Annotated in this window: 5 protein-coding genes; 1 reads left to right on the forward strand and 4 read right to left on the reverse strand. The window is 75.7% G+C overall.

From position 1 onward, the window contains the following. Nucleotides 1–73: 73 nt before the first annotated feature. Nucleotides 74–11221 carry a type I polyketide synthase gene (locus ACIQOV_RS05120; protein ID WP_401045037.1) on the forward strand — a complete coding sequence of 3716 codons (11148 nt, stop codon included), beginning with the start codon at nucleotides 74–76 and terminating at the stop codon, nucleotides 11219–11221. Nucleotides 11222–11246: 25 nt separating this feature from the next. Here ACIQOV_RS05120 and ACIQOV_RS05125 read toward each other — a convergent pair whose 3' ends face one another. The 4 genes from ACIQOV_RS05125 to ACIQOV_RS05140 form a co-directional block, all read right to left on the reverse strand. Next, nucleotides 11247–11885: a response regulator gene (locus ACIQOV_RS05125; RefSeq protein WP_401045039.1), complete on the reverse strand. Its 639-nt coding sequence runs from the start codon at nucleotides 11883–11885 to the stop codon at nucleotides 11247–11249. Beyond that, nucleotides 11882–13117, reverse strand: coding sequence for a sensor histidine kinase (locus ACIQOV_RS05130; RefSeq protein ID WP_401045041.1), 1236 nt, complete (start codon nucleotides 13115–13117; stop codon nucleotides 11882–11884). The genes ACIQOV_RS05125 and ACIQOV_RS05130 overlap by 4 nt, the downstream gene beginning before the upstream one ends. A gap of 111 nt (nucleotides 13118–13228) precedes the next feature. Then, nucleotides 13229–13957 (reverse strand): ABC transporter permease, encoded by a 729-nt coding sequence (locus ACIQOV_RS05135; protein ID WP_401045044.1) that lies wholly within the window; start codon nucleotides 13955–13957, stop codon nucleotides 13229–13231. A 54-nt stretch (nucleotides 13958–14011) separates the two neighbouring features. Further along, complete coding sequence (locus ACIQOV_RS05140; RefSeq protein WP_387689964.1) at nucleotides 14012–14929, reverse strand: ABC transporter ATP-binding protein; 918 nt, start codon at nucleotides 14927–14929, stop codon at nucleotides 14012–14014. Nucleotides 14930–15123 lie beyond the last annotated feature (194 nt).

The raw sequence follows: 15123 nt of genomic DNA on the forward strand, positions 1-15123 counted from the left end.
GGGCTCCGACTTCGAGCTGGGCACCGCGCTGCGGCAGCGGCTCACCGCCGGGCCCGCAGGTCAGCGCCACCAGGTGCTGGTGGACCTGGTCCGGGAGCGCGCGGCCGCCGTGCTGGGCCACCGCACCGCCGAGGCGGTCGACCCCGAGCAGGTCTTCCGCGACCTCGGCTTCGACTCGCTGACCGCCGTCGAACTGCGCAACCTGCTGAACGCGGAGACCGGCCTCCGGCTGCCCGCCACCCTGGTCTTCGACCACCCGACGCCGACCGCCCTGGCCGCGTACCTGCTCGGCGAGCTGTTCGACGAGCCGGACGCGCCGGCGGCGCCCATCCGTGCCGCGGCCGCCGTCGCCGCCGCGGATGCCGCCGACGACGACCCGGTCGTGATCGTCGGCATGAGCTGCCGCTACCCCGGCGGGGTGGAGTCCCCCGACGACCTGTGGCGGCTGGTGTCCGAGGGCGAGGACGGCGTCACCGGCTTCCCCGCCGACCGCGGCTGGGACCTCGCCGACGACGAGGGCTCGTACGCCCGGCAGGGCGGCTTCGTCGCCGGGGCGACCGGCTTCGACGCGGCGCTGTTCGGCATCTCCCCGCGCGAGGCGCTGGCCATGGACCCCCAGCAGCGGCTGCTGCTGGAGGCCGCCTGGGAGGTCCTCGAATCGGCGGGGCTGGACCCGCGCTCCGTCCAGGGCGCGCAGATCGGCGTGTTCGCCGGAGCGTCCAACTCCGGCTACGGCACGGGCGGCCTCGGGCTGGCGGGCGCCGAGGGGCACCTGCTGTCCGGCACCGCCAACAGCGTCATCTCCGGCCGGGTCGCGTACACCTTCGGCCTCGAAGGGCCCGCCGTCACCGTCGACACCGCCTGCTCCTCCTCGCTGGTCGCCCTGCACCTGGCCGTCCAGGCCGTGCAGCGCGGCGAGTGCGAGCAGGCCCTGGCCGGCGGCGTCACGGTGATGGTCTCCCCGGCGGCCTTCGGCGAGTTCGACCGCCAGGGCGGGCTCTCCTCGACCGGACGCTGCCGCTCCTACGCGGGCGCCGCCGACGGAACGGGCTGGGGCGAGGGCGTCGGCCTCCTGCTGGTCGAGCGGCTCTCCACCGCCCGGCGCGAGGGCCACCGCGTGCACGCGGTGATCCGGGGCAGCGCGGTCAACCAGGACGGCGCCTCCAACGGCCTCACCGCGCCCAACGGCCCCGCGCAGCAGCGGGTGATCCGGCAGGCGCTGGTCAACGCGGGCCTGTCCACCCGGGACGTCGACCTGGTCGAGGGCCACGGCACCGGCACGGTGCTGGGCGACCCGATCGAGGTCCAGGCGCTGCTGGCCACGTACGGCCAGGAACGGCCGGAGGACGGCCCGCTGCTGCTCGGCTCGATCAAGTCCAACATCGGCCACACCCAGGCCGCCGCGGGCGCGGCCGGCGTGATCAAGATGGTGCAGGCACTGCGCCACGGGATCATGCCCGCCACCCTGCACGTGGACGAGCCCAGCCCGCAGGTGGACTGGTCGCGCGGCGCGGTGGAACTGCTCACCGAGGCCCGGTCCTGGCCCGAGCTGGACCGGCCGCGCCGGGCCGCCGTCTCCTCCTTCGGCATCAGCGGCACCAACGCCCACGTCATTATCGAGCAGCCCCCGGCCGTCGAGGCCGAGCGGGCCCCGACCCCCGCGCTCGCGCTGCTGCCGCTCTCCGCCCACACCCGGGACGGCCTGCGGGCCCAGGCGCAGCGGCTGCGCACCTTCCTCGCCGACTCGGACGCCGACCCGCGCGACACCGGCCACGCGCTCGCCACCACCCGTGCCGCGCTGGAGCACCGCGCGGTGCTGGTCGGCGACGACCGGACGGAACTCCTCGGCCGGCTGGCCGACTTCGACGGCACGACGGCCGCCACCGCGGTCCCCGGCGGCACCGCCTTCCTGTTCACCGGCCAGGGGGCCCAGCGGGCGGGTATGGCCGAGGAGCTGTACGCGCGCTTCCCGGTGTTCGCGGACGCCTTCGACGCGGTCTGCGCCGAACTGGACCCGGCGCTGGACCGGCCGGTCCGCGAGGTGGCGGCCGACGGCGTGGACCTGAACCTGACCGGCTACGCCCAGACCGCTCTGTTCGCGGTCGAGGTCGCCACCTTCCGGCTGCTCGAATCCTGGGGCGTGGTGCCGAACCTGCTGCTCGGCCACTCGATCGGCGAGGTCGCGGCGGCGCACTGCGCCGGGGTGTTCTCGCTGGCGGACGCCTGCCGGCTGGTCGCGGCCCGGGCCCGGCTGATGCAGGCACTGCCCAGCGGCGGCGCGATGCTCGCGGTGCGGGCCGAGGAGGCGGAGGTCCGCGAGGTCCTGGCCGGCCGGGCCGACGTCGCCGCGGTCAACGGACCCGCCGACCTGGTGGTCTCCGGCGACGCGGCCGTGATCGACGAACTCGCCGCCCGCTGGCGGGCCGAGGGGCGCCGGACCGCGCGGCTGGCGGTCTCGCACGCCTTCCACTCGGCGCTGATGGAGCCGATGCTCGCGGACTTCCGCGCGGTGCTGGAGACGATCACCTTCGAGGCGCCGCGGATCGCGATCGTCTCCAACCTGACCGGCGCCCTCGCGGACGCCGACACCCTGGGCACGCCGGACTACTGGGTGCGCCATGTCCGGGAGACCGTCCGGTTCGCCGACGGCGTGGCCTGCCTGCGCGAGCACGGCGTCCGCAGGTTCATCGAGCTGGGGCCGGACGGCGTGCTCTGCGGCATGGCCCAACTGACCGTCACCGACGGGGTGTTCGTTCCGATGCAGCGGCGGGACCGGACCGGCGCGGAGGCGGTCGCGGAGACCGTCGGCGCGCTGTGGACGGCCGGCGTGGCGCTGGACTGGCGGGCCGTGCTGGGCGGCGGCCGGCGGGTCGACCTGCCGACGTACGCCTTCCAGCGCGAGCGGTACTGGCCCGAGCCGGGCCCCGTCCCCGCGCCCGCCAACGGCGCCGTGGACGCCCTGGACGCCCGGTTCTGGGACGCGGTCGAGCGAGCGGACCTGGGAGAGCTGGCGAGCACCCTCGCCGTCGAGTCGGCGGGCGAGCTGGAGCCGCTGCTGCCCGTGCTGTCCTCCTGGCGCCGCCGTCGTCGGGCCGACGCCGTCGTCAACTCCTGGCGCTACCGCGTCACCTGGAAGCCGGTCACGGACGGGCTCGGCGCGGGCGCGCTCACCGGAACGTGGCTGGTCGTGCTGCCGGACGGGGCCGACGGTGCTGCCGGGGCCGACGGGGCGGGCGAAGCGGCCGGGCCGGCCGGCGGGCTGCCCGCGGCGCTGCGGGCCGCTGGGGCCGAGCTGGTCGAGTTCCGCTGCGACCCGGTGGCCGAGGGCCGGGCGGCGCTGGCCGGACGGCTCGCGGAACTGCCCGCCGAGTACGCGGGCGTGCTGTCGCTGACCGCGCTCGGCCCGGACGGGCTGACCGCCTCGGTGGTCCTGCTCCAGGCGATCGGCGACGCCGCGATCGGCGCGCCGCTCTGGACCGTCACCAGCGGCGCGGTGTCGGTGGGCGGCTCCGACCCGCTGCGCGATCCGCTCCAGGCCCAGGTGTGGGGTGCCGGGCGGGTCGCCGCGCTGGAGCACCCGGACCGCTGGGGCGGGCTGGTCGACGTCCCCGCCGCCGTGGACGGCCGGGTCGCGGCCCGGCTGGCCTCGGTGCTCACCGGCGACCAGGGCCTGGACCAGGTCGCCGTGCGCTCCGCCGGGGTCTACTCCCGCCGACTGGTCCGGGCGGCCGCCGAGGACGTCCCGGCCGAGCCGTGGACCCCCTCGGGAACGGTGCTGGTGACCGGCGGCACCGGGGCGCTGGGCGCGGAGGTGGCGCGCTGGCTGGCCGGTCGGGGCGTTCCCCATCTCGTGCTGACCAGTCGGCGCGGTTCGGCGGCCGAGGGCGTGGACGCGCTGGTGGCCGAGCTGACCGGGCTGGGTGCCCGGGTGACGGTCGCCGCCTGCGACGCCGCCGACCGGGCGGCGCTGGCGGCGGTGCTCGACGCGATCCCGGCCGAGCTCCCGCTGACCGGCGTGGTGCACGCGGCCGGCGTCGGCCAGGCGACCTTGCTGATGGACACCGCCGCCGAGGAGATCACCGCCGTGCTCGGCGGGAAGGCCGACGGCGCGGCGCACCTGGACGAGCTGACCGCCGGGCTGGACCTGGAGCTGTTCGTCGTCTTCTCCTCGATCTCGGCCACCTGGGGCTCCGGCGCCCAGGCCGTCTACGGTGCCGCCAACGCCTACCTGGAGGCGCTGGTCGAACAGCGCCGGGCGGCCGGCCGGGCCGCGCTGGCCGTCGCCTGGGGCCCGTGGGCGGAGGCCGGCATGGCCGTGCAGGGGGAGTCGGAGGACTTCCTGCGCCGCCGCGGGCTCGCCCTGCTGGACCCGGCCCTCGCCGTGGGGGCGCTCGACCGGGCCGTCGCTGGGGGCGAGGCCTGCGTGGCGGTGGCGGACGTCCGCTGGGAGCGCTTCGCCCCCGCGTTCACGGCCAGCCGCCGCCGTCCGCTGATCGAGGACCTGCCCGAGGTGCTCCGGGCCCTGGAAGCCCCGGCCGCCGAGCCGGCCGAGGGCGTCTCCCCGCTGGCCGGGAAGCTCGCCGCGCTGCCGCCCGCCGAGCAGGAACGGACCCTGCTCGACCTGGTCCGGCGGCTGGCGGCGGCCGTGCTCGGCCACCGCGAGGCGGGCGACGTCCCGCCGGAGGTCCCGTTCAAGGGCCTCGGCTTCGACTCGCTCACCGCGCTCGAACTGCGCAACGCCCTGGCCGCCGAGACCGGGCTGCGGCTCTCCGCCACCCTGGTCTTCGACCACCCCACGCCGCGCGAACTGGCCGCCCAGCTGCGTGGCGAGCTGCTCGGCACCGCGGTGGCGGCCGAGGCCGTGCGGGCCGAGGCCACCGCGCTGGAGGAGCCGATCGCGATCGTCGCGATGAGCTGCCGCTACCCCGGCGGGGTCGAGAACCCCGAACAGCTCTGGCGGCTGGTCGCCGACCGGGTGGACGCGGTCTCCGGGCTGCCCGGCGACCGCGGCTGGCCGCCGCTCGGCGTGCCCTCCGGCGAGGCGGGCGCGGACGCCACCTGGGCCGGCGGATTCCTGTCCGGCGTCGCCGACTTCGACCCGGCGCTGTTCGCCATCTCGCCGCGCGAGGCGCTGGCCATGGACCCCCAGCAGCGGCTGCTGCTGGAGACCGTCTGGGAGGCGTTCGAACGGGCCGGGGTGGACGCGCGCTCGCTGCGCGGCAGCCGCACCGGCGTGTTCATCGGCACCAACGGCCAGGACTACGCGGCGCTGCTCTCCGGCCCCTCCGACAGCGAGGGGCACCGGGGCACCGGCACCGCGGCCGCCGTGCTCTCCGGCCGGATCTCGTACGTGTTCGGGCTGGAGGGCCCGGCCATGACGGTGGACACCGCCTGCTCCTCCTCCCTGGTCGCCCTGCACTCGGCGGCCGAGGCGCTGCGCCGCGGCGAGTGCACCATGGCCCTCGCGGGCGGCGCCACGGTGATGGCGACCCCGTCGGCCTTCGTGGAGTTCAGCCGCCAGCTGGGCCTGGCCGCCGACGGCCGGTGCAAGGCCTTCGCCGCCGCGGCCGACGGCACCGGCTGGGGCGAGGGCGTCGGGATCCTGCTGCTGGAGCGGCTGTCCGACGCCCGGCGCAACGGCCACCGGGTGCTCGGCATCGTGCGCGGCAGCGCGGTCAACCAGGACGGTGCGTCGAACGGTCTGACGGCCCCGAACGGCCCGTCGCAGGAGCGGGTGATCCGGCAGGCGCTGGCCAACGCCGGGCTGTCGGCCGCCGAGGTCGACGCCGTGGAGGCGCACGGCACCGGAACCCGCCTCGGGGACCCGATCGAGGCGAAGGCCCTGCTGGCCACCTACGGGCAGGGCCGGGACGGGGAGCCGCTCTGGCTGGGCTCGATCAAGTCCAACATCGGCCACACCCAGGCCGCCGCCGGCATCGCCGGGATCATCAAGATGGTCATGGCGATGCGGTACGGCACGCTGCCGGCGACCCTGCACGTGGACGAGCCCACCCCGCACGTCGACTGGTCCACCGGGGCGGTCGAACTGCTGACCGAGGCCCGGCCGTGGCCGCGGGCCGAACGGCCGCGCCGCACCGCCGTCTCCTCGTTCGGCATGAGCGGTACCAACGCCCACGTCATCATCGAACAGGGCGAGCCCGCCCCGGCCGAGCCCGCCGGGCGTCGGCCGCACGGTCCGCTGCCGTGGCCGCTGTCCGGGCAGACCCCGGCGGCGCTGCGGGCCCAGGCCGCCCGGCTGGGCGAGCACCTGACGGACCGCCCGGAGGACGGACCGGCCGAGGTGGCCCGGGCCCTGTCCGGGCGGACGGCGCTGGCGCACCGCGCGGTGGTGACCGGCGCGGACCGGGCCGAGCAGGACCGGGAGCTGGCGGCGCTGGCCGCCGGGGAGCCCGGCGCGGGCGTGGTCACCGGTACGGTCGCCGAGGGGCGGACGGCGTTCCTGTTCACGGGCCAGGGTGCGCAGCGGGTCGGCATGGGCCGGGAGTTGTACGAGGCGTTCCCCGCCTTCGCGGCGGCCTTCGACGCGGTCTGCGCGGAGCTGGACCTGCTGCTGGACCGGCCGGTGAAGGGCGTGGTGTTCGAGGGCGTCGAGGACCTGGACCGGACGGTGTGGGCGCAGGCCGGGCTGTTCGCGGTCGAGGTGGCGTCGTTCCGGCTGCTCGAATCCTGGGGTGTGGTCCCCGACTTCCTGCTCGGGCATTCGATCGGCGAGGTGGCGGCCGCTCACGTCGCCGGGGTGTTCCCGCTGGCGGACGCCTGTGCGCTGGTGGCGGCGCGCGGCCGGCTGATGGACGCGCTGCCGAGCGGCGGGGCGATGCTGGCGGTCGAGGCCACCGAGGCCGAGGTTCGCGAGGCGATCGGCGAGCGGCTGGACGTGGCGGCCGTCAACGGGCCGACCTCGGTGGTGGTCTCCGGGCCGGTCGAGGCGGTGGAGGAGCTGGCCGGGCGGTGGAAGGCCGAGGGCCGGCGAATCCGCCGGCTGACCGTCTCGCACGCCTTCCACTCGGCGCTGATGGAGCCGATGCTCGCCGAATTCTCGTCCGCCCTGGCGGAGTTGACCTTCGCCGAGCCGCGCATTCCGCTGCTGTCCAACGTCAGCGGGACGCTCGCCGAACCCGGGCTGCTCACCACCCCCGACTACTGGCTGCGCCAGGTCCGCGAGGCGGTCCGCTTCGCCGACGGCGTCACCCGCCTCGGCGAGCACGGCGTGACCCGCCTCCTGGAGCTGGGCCCCGACGGCGTGCTCTGCGGGCTGGCCCAGCAGACCCTCCCCGACGCCGTGCTCGCCCCGCTCCAGCGGGCCGGGCGGGACCAGGTGGACACGCTCTGGCACGGCCTCGGCCGGCTCTGGACGGCCGGTGCCCAGGTCGACTGGGCGGCGGCGCTGCCGGCCGGTCCGCACGCGGAACTGCCCACCTACGCCTTCCAGCGCGAGCGCTACTGGCCCCGGCCGGTCGCCGGGGCCGGCGACGTCGCGGCGCTCGGGCAACTGCCCGCCGGGCACCCGCTGCTGGGCGCCGTCCTGGCTCTGGCCGGGGACGGCGGCGCGGTGCTGACCGGACGGCTGTCCACGGCGAGCCACCCGTGGCTGGCCGACCACGTGGTGCTGGGCCGGACCGTGGTGCCCGGCACCGCGCTGGTCGAACTCGCGCTGCGGGCCGGCGAGCAGGTCGGCCGTACGGTGCTGGACGAACTGGTGGTGCGGTCCCCGCTCGCCCTCCCCGAACGGGGCGAGGCCCAGGTCCAGGTCCGGGTGACCGCGCCCGGCGACGGCGGCGACTGCCGGCTGGAGATCCACGCCCGGCCCGACACCGGTGACCGGACGCCCTGGACCTGCCACGCCACCGGCCTGCTGACCGAGGCCGCACCGGCCGAGCCCTTCGAACTGGCGGCCTGGCCGCCGCCGGCCGCCGAGCCGGTGCCGCTGGACGGCTTCTACGACACCCTGGCCGACAGCGGCTACGGCTACGGACCGGCCTTCCGCGGCCTGCGCGCCGCCTGGCGGGCCGAGGACGCGGTCTACGCCGAGGTCGCGCTGCCCGAGGAGGCGGCGGACGAGGCCGCCGGCTTCGCCCTGCACCCGGCGCTGCTGGACGCGGCGCTGCACGCCGTCGGCTTCGCCGGCGGGAGCGAGGTCGAGGGCACCGCCCTGCCGTTCGCCTGGACCGGCGTGCGGGTGGACGCGGTGGGCGCCTCGGTGCTGCGGGCGCGGATCACCCGGACCGCCGAGGGCGTCGCGCTGCGGCTGGCCGACGGCACCGGAAGCCCGGTGGCCACCGTGCGTTCGCTGGTGATGCGCGAGGTGTCCCCGGAGGCGCTCGGCGCCACGGCCGACGCCGGACCGGACGCGCTGTTCGCGGTGGACTGGCGGCCGGTGCCCCCGGCGGCCGGTGCGGCCGAGCCGGACCTGACCGGGTGGGCCGCGGTCGGCGAGGCGGCCCCCGAGGGCGGGCCGGCCCGCCGCCACACCGACCTGGCGGCCCTGGTCGCCGCCCTGGAACAGGGCGCGGCCGTACCGTCGGTGACCGTCCTGGCCGTCTCCGCCGGTGCCGCCGGTGTTGACGGTGCGCTCGGGGCCGAGGCCGTGCACGGGGCGACCGCCCGGGTGCTCGGCGAGGTACGGGCCTGGCTGGCCGAGGAGCGGTTCGCCGACTCCCGGCTGGTGGTGCTCACCCGCGGGGCGACCCCGGCCGGGTCCGGCACCGGTGGCGAGGCCGACCCGGCCGGCGCCGCCGTGTGGGGACTGGTCCGCTCCGCGCAGACCGAGAACCCGGACCGGATCGTGCTGGTGGACGTCGAACCGCAGGGCGGCGCGGCCGACCCGTGGGCCGGCTGGCCCGCGCTGGTGGGCGGCGAGGAGCCCCAACTCGCGGTCCGCGGCGGCGACATCAGGGTGCCGCGACTGGTCCGGGAGGCCACCGTCGCCCGGCTGACCCCGCCGGAGCCCGCGGGCGCCTGGCGGCTCGGCCTCGCGGGGCGGGGCGCCGGACTGGAGGACGTGGCGCTGGTGCCCGCGCCGGACGCCGACGCGCCGCTGGGCGCGGACGAGGTCCGGGTCGCGGTGCGCTCGGCGGGCGTCAACTTCCGGGACGTGCTGATCGGTCTGGGCATGTACCCGGACCGGACGGTCGCGATGGGCTCCGAGGCCGCCGGCGTCGTGCTGGAGGTCGGCGCCGGAGTGACCGACCTCGCCCCGGGCGAGCGGGTCTTCGGCTTCTTCGCCGGTGGCGCGGCCGTCCGGGCCGTCACCGACCGGCGGCTGCTGGCCCGCGTCCCGCAGGGCTGGTCCTTCGCCCAGGCCGCCTCCGTACCGCTGGTGTTCGCCACCGCCTACTACGGGCTGCGCGACCTGGCCGACGCGCAGCGGGGCGAATCGGTGCTGGTGCACGCCGCGGCCGGCGGCGTCGGCATGGCGGCCGTCCAACTCGCCCGCCACTTCGGCCTGGAGGTGTTCGGCACCGCCAGTCCGGGCAAGTGGCGCACGCTGCGGGAGCTGGGGCTGGACGAGGCGCACATCGCCTCCTCCCGCGACCTCGCCTTCGAGGAGCGGTTCCGCTCCGCGACCGGCGGGCGCGGGGTCGACCTGGTGCTGAACTCGCTGGCCGGGGAGTTCACCGACGCCTCGCTGCGGCTGCTGGCCGAGGGCGGGCGCTTCCTGGAGATGGGCAAGACCGACGTCCGGCAGCCGGCCGGCCTCCGGTACCGGGCCTTCGACCTCGGCGACGCCGGACCGGCCCGGATGGGCGGCATCCTGCACGAGGTGATCGAGCTGTTCGAGGCCGGTGCGCTGCGGATGCTGCCGATCACCGCCTGGGACGTCCGGGACGCGGTCGGCGCCTTCCGGCACGTCAGCCAGGCCCGGCACGTCGGCAAGAACGTGCTGACGCTGCCGGTGGAGCCGGACCCCGAGGGCACGGTGCTGATCACCGGTGGCACCGGGACACTGGGCGGGCTGCTGGCCCGGCACCTGGCGGCCACGCACGGCGTGCGCCACCTGACCCTGCTGAGCCGCCGGGGCGCGGACGGCCCGGACGTGCGGGAACTCCTCGCCGAGCTGGGCGAGTCGGGCGCCCGGGCGGAGGTCGTCGCCTGCGACGCGGCCGACCGCACCGCCCTGGCCCAGGTACTGGACGGCCTCGCCCGTCCGCTGACGGGCGTGGTGCACGCCGCCGGCGTGCTGGACGACGGGGTGTTCGGCACCCTGACGCCGGAGCGCCTCTCCCGGGTGCTGCGCCCGAAGGTGGACGCGGCGCTCAACCTGCACGAGCTGACGGCGCACCTCGACCTGTCGATGTTCGTGCTGTACTCCTCGGTGTCGGGCACCTTCGGCTCCGGCGGGCAGGCCAACTACGCGGCCGCGAACGCCTTCCTGGACGCCCTGGCCGCCCGGCGGACGGCCTCCGGCCAGGCCGGCCAGTCGCTGGCCTGGGGCCTGTGGGAGCAGGCCAGCGGGCTCACCGGCCACCTCGGGAAGGTCGACCAGGCCCGGGCCGGCAGCCTCAGCGCGCCGCTGTCCACCGCCCGGGCGCTCGCCCTGTTCGACCGGGCGCGCACCGCGGGCCGCTCCCACCTGGTGCCGGTCGACATCGACCTGGGCGTGCTGCGCGCCGCCGCCCACCCGGTGCCCGCGCTGCTGCGGGCGCTGGTGGGCCAACCGGTCCGCCGGGCCGCCGACAACCGGCGCCCGGACGGCCCGGCGCTGGCCGAGCGGCTGGCGGTGATGGCAGACGCCCAGCGCGACGCGGCCCTGCTGGACCTGGTCACCGGGAACGCCGCGGTGGTCCTCGGACACGGCTCGACGGACGCCGTCGCGGCCGACCGGCCGTTCAAGGACCTCGGGTTCGACTCGCTGACCTCGGTCGAGCTGCGCAACCGGCTGAACACCGCCACCGGCCTGCGGCTGCCCCCCACCCTGGTCTTCGACCACCCGACCCCGGCCGCGCTCGCCCGCCACCTGCGGGAGAGCCTGCTGCCGCAGGCCGACCCGGTGGAGGACCTGCTCGGCCGGCTGGCCGGAATGGAGGCCGATCTGGTCGCGCTGGCCGGGGCGGAACGGGCCGGGGCCCGCGCCAGGCTGGAGCAGCTGCTCGACCGGCTGCGGGACGCCGACGGGCCGCAGCCGGAGCACGACGACAGCGACCTGGAGTCCGCGACGGCCGAGGACATCTTCGCCCTGATCGACGACGAGCTGGGGAGCTGACGGCGGGCCGGCGGGGCGTTCCGGGTCAGGTCACCAGACCGCGCCGGAACGCCTCGCCGACCGCGCCCGCCCGGTCGCGGACCCCGAGCTTGTCGTAGATCCGCAGCAGGTGCGTCTTGACGCTGGCCTCGGTGATGAACAGCTTGCCGGCGACCTCCTTGTTGGAGGAGCCGTGGGCGACCAGCCGCATCACCTCCAGCTCACGGGCGCTCAGCACGCCGAGGCTGGGCCGGCGCACCCGGTCCATCAGCCGTTTGGTGATGGCGGGGGAGAGCATCGCGTCGCCCCGGGCCGCGACCCGGGCCGCGCGCAGCAGCTCCTCGGTGGGCGCGTCCTTCAGCAGGTAGCCGGTGGCGCCGGCCTCGATCGCGGGCAGCACGTCGTTGTCGGTGTCGAAGGTGGTCAGCACCAGCACCCGCACCTCGGGCGCGCTCTCGCCGAGCCGGTGGATCGCGGTGACGCCGTCCATCACCGGCATGCGCAGGTCCATCAGCACCAGGTCGGGCTTCAGTTCGGCGACCCGGTCGAGCGCCTCGGCGCCGTTGCCGGCCTCGCCGACGACCTCGAACTCCGGGCTGTTGGCGAACGCGCCGCGCAGGCCGTCCCGGACGATCGGGTGGTCGTCGACGATCAGCAGCCGTACGGGGGCGGGCTGTTCGCTCATGCGCCGCCGCCCCGGCGGATCGCGGGCACGCTCGCGTTCACCGCGGTGCCCGAGCCCGGGGTGCTCTCCACGGTCAGTGTCCCGAGCACCCGGTCGAGCCGTCGGCGCAGGCCGTCCAGTCCGTACCCGCTGTCGCCGTCGGCGGGCGGCGGCCCGTCGAGGTCGGTCACGGTGAAGCCGACCCCGTCGTCGTGAACGTCCAGCATGACCGTGTCCTCCAGGTAGGAAATGGTCAGTCTGACCTTACTGGCAGCGGCGTGCTTCGCGGTGTTCGCCAGGGTCTCCTGGGCGGCACGGAACAGGGCGACCTCGATCTCCGTCAGCAGCGGGACGGGATCACCGGTGGTCTCCACCGAGGCCGGCACGCCCGCACGCGCCGACCAGCGCTGGGCCAGCTCCCGGATCGCGTTCGGCAGGTGCGCCTCCTCCAGCTCCGCCGGCCGCAGCGCGGCCACCGAGCGCCGGGCCGCGGTGAGGCTCTCCCGGGCCAGCCCCCGGGCCTGTTCGAGGTGCCACTCGCGCTGCTCGGGCTGCGGTCGGGCCCGGTCGGCGGCCTGGAGCTGGGTGATGATGCCGGCCAGTCCCTGGGCGATGGTGTCGTGGATCTCCCGGGCCATCCGCTCGCGTTCGTCCTGGATGCCCGCCTCCCGGGCCTGGATCAGCAGTTGGGCGTGCAGGCCGTTGTTCTCGCCGATCACCGTCTTCAACTCCGTGACCAGCCGGCAGCGTTCCTCGCTGCGCTCGTTGAAGCGGTGCGACAGGTTGCCGAACAGGCCGATCAGGCAGGTCTGGAGGCAGACCGAGGCGGCGGCGATGGCGATCCGCCGGGAGCTGTCCGGCACCCCGCCGGGGATCAGGTTGATGATCAGCGAGGTGGCGCCGACGCTGACGAAGGCCCACTGCGGCGGGAGCAGGTCGTAGGCCTGGACGAACCCGATCACGGCGAACACGAAGAAGATCGGGTGCTGGGTCATCAGCAGTGCGGCCAGCACCAGCTGGCCCGCCACGTAGGTCAGCATCGGGCCGGTGCGGCCCGTCCACTGCGGCGACCGCAGGGTGTACATCGCCAGCGTCCACGCGGCGGTCACCACGACCAGCGGGAAGACCGTGACGCGGGCGGTGGCCGCCCCCTCCTCCGGCTGCACGACGCACAGCACGGTGGCCACGCCCAGCAGCACGACGGGCAGCGGGGTGAGGAAGCGACGCAGGTCGATCGGTTCGGCGCTCTTCATGGTGCTGCTCCTCGGCCCCCGCTGCTTCCCCGGCTCCCGCCCCGCCGCGACCGCCCGTGACCGCGGACCTCCACCCTAGGCCTACTCCCGGAGCGGACCTCCGGCCCGGGCCTACTCCCAGCGGAAGAGCCGTGCGGCCGCGACACCGAAGACCACCGTGTAGCCGACGAGGACCAACAGGGCCGTGGTGCCCGGCAGGTGACCCTTGGCCACGTCGCCGAAGGCCTGGACGGAGGCGCCGAGCGGGGTGAAGTCACCGATCCGGTTGACCGCGGCGGGCATCTGGTCGCGGGGCACGTACAGGCCCGCGAAGAACATCAGCGGGAAGAACAGCATGCTGCCCGCGCCGGTGGCGGCCTTGGTGGTCTTGAGCACCGAGGCGACGAACAGCCCGATGGACAGCACCGCGGTGGCCGAGAGCAGGAAGGTCAGCGCGAAGCCGAGCGGGTTGCTCGGCAGCTTGACGTCCCACAGCAGGCGCGCGGTCGCGAGCACCAGGAGGGTGGTGGCGATCGCCACGGTGATCTGGACCACCAACTGGGCGATCAGCACCCGGGCCGGGCCCACCGGCGTGGTCGACAGCCGGCGCAGGATGCCCTTCTCCCGGTAGCCCACCAGGTAGCCCGGGGTGATGAACAGGCCGGTCATCGCGAAGGCCAGCACCACGGTGACGGGCGTGTAGGAGTCGATGGCGCGCTGGCCGAGCTCGGCCTTGAACTCGCGGGAGGACGGGATGCTGCCGATGATCACCACCAGGGCGACCGGGAAGAGCAGCGTCCAGAAGTACGCGGCGGGGTCTCGCAGGAAGAGCTTGAACTCCACGGCCGTGAGCCGGTTCATCGCCCGCACGGGGGGCCTCCTTCTAGGGGTCGGGGGTCGGCTACGGGCCGGGGATCAGTGGGAGGGGTGGTCGAACCGGCGGCCGGTCAGGGCGAGGAACGCGTCCTCCAGACTGGCCAGCTCCGCGCGCAGGTCGGCCGCGACGATCTGGTTGCGGGCGAGCGCCGAGGTGACGGCGTACACCAGGTTGCCCGTGCCGGTGACCTCCACCTGGGAGCCGTGCCGCTGGACCGAGGTCACCTCGGGGAGCGAGGTCAGGATGTGGTCGTCGAGCGGGGAGGTCGGGCGGAAGCGCACCTTCTGCTCGGCGCCCACCCCGGCCACCAGGCCGGCGGGGGTGTCCAGCGCGACGATCCGGCCGCCGTCGATCAGGGCCAGCCGGTCGCAGAGCCGCTCGGCCTCCTCCATGAAGTGGGTGACCAGGACGACGGTGATGCCCCGGGCGCGGACCTGCTCGATCAGCTCCCAGGTGTCCCGCCGGGCCGCCGGGTCCAGACCGGTGGTCAGCTCGTCCAGCACGGCCACCTTCGGGTTGCCGACCAGCGCCAGCGCGATGGACAGCCGCTGCTTCTGGCCGCCGGAGAGGCTGGCGAACGGACTGTTCATCTTGTCCAGCAGGTTCAGCTCGGCGAGCAGCTCCCGCCAGTCGGCGTGGTCGTCGTAGAAGGAGGCGTACAGCTCCATCGCCTCGGCGACCCGCAGCTTGTCCGGCATCTCGCTCTTCTGGAGCTGCATGCCCAGGATGCGGTGCAGCTTGGCGGCGTCGCGCTGGGGGTCCAGGCCGTGCACCGAGATGCTCCCGCCGCCGGGCTTGCGCAGCCCGGCGATGCACTCGACCGTCGTGGTCTTCCCGGCGCCGTTGGGGCCGAGGATGCCGAAGATCTCCCCCTCCTGCACCTCGAACGAGATGTCGTCCACGACGACCTTCTGGCCGTACTGCATCCGCAGGTTCGAAACGACGATCGCTGGCACGGTCTTGGTCTCCGTTCTCCGAGGTCCCACCAGTGTCCGGCCCGCACCGCCGCGCCCGGATCGACCTGGTGATATCCATCCGGTGGAACTTCCCGCGATCGAACGGTTGACACCCGGATCCGACCCGCGCGGCCCCGGACGTCGCGACCGGCTCCCGGGCCCGGCCCCTAATCACCTGCCCGGGCCCCGGATAG

It is taken from the genome of Kitasatospora sp. NPDC091257 (assembly GCF_044757675.1).
In the GTDB taxonomy this organism is placed as follows: Bacteria; Actinomycetota; Actinomycetes; order Streptomycetales; family Streptomycetaceae; genus Kitasatospora; species Kitasatospora lactacystinica.

Coding starts and splice junctions, on each gene's coding strand:
- ACIQOV_RS05130 (WP_401045041.1), bottom strand. CDS start 13,117: ATGAAGAGCGCCGAACCGATCGACCTGCGTCGCTTCCTCACCCCGCTG.
- ACIQOV_RS05135 (WP_401045044.1), bottom strand. CDS start 13,957: ATGAACCGGCTCACGGCCGTGGAGTTCAAGCTCTTCCTGCGAGACCCC.
- ACIQOV_RS05125 (WP_401045039.1), bottom strand. CDS start 11,885: ATGAGCGAACAGCCCGCCCCCGTACGGCTGCTGATCGTCGACGACCAC.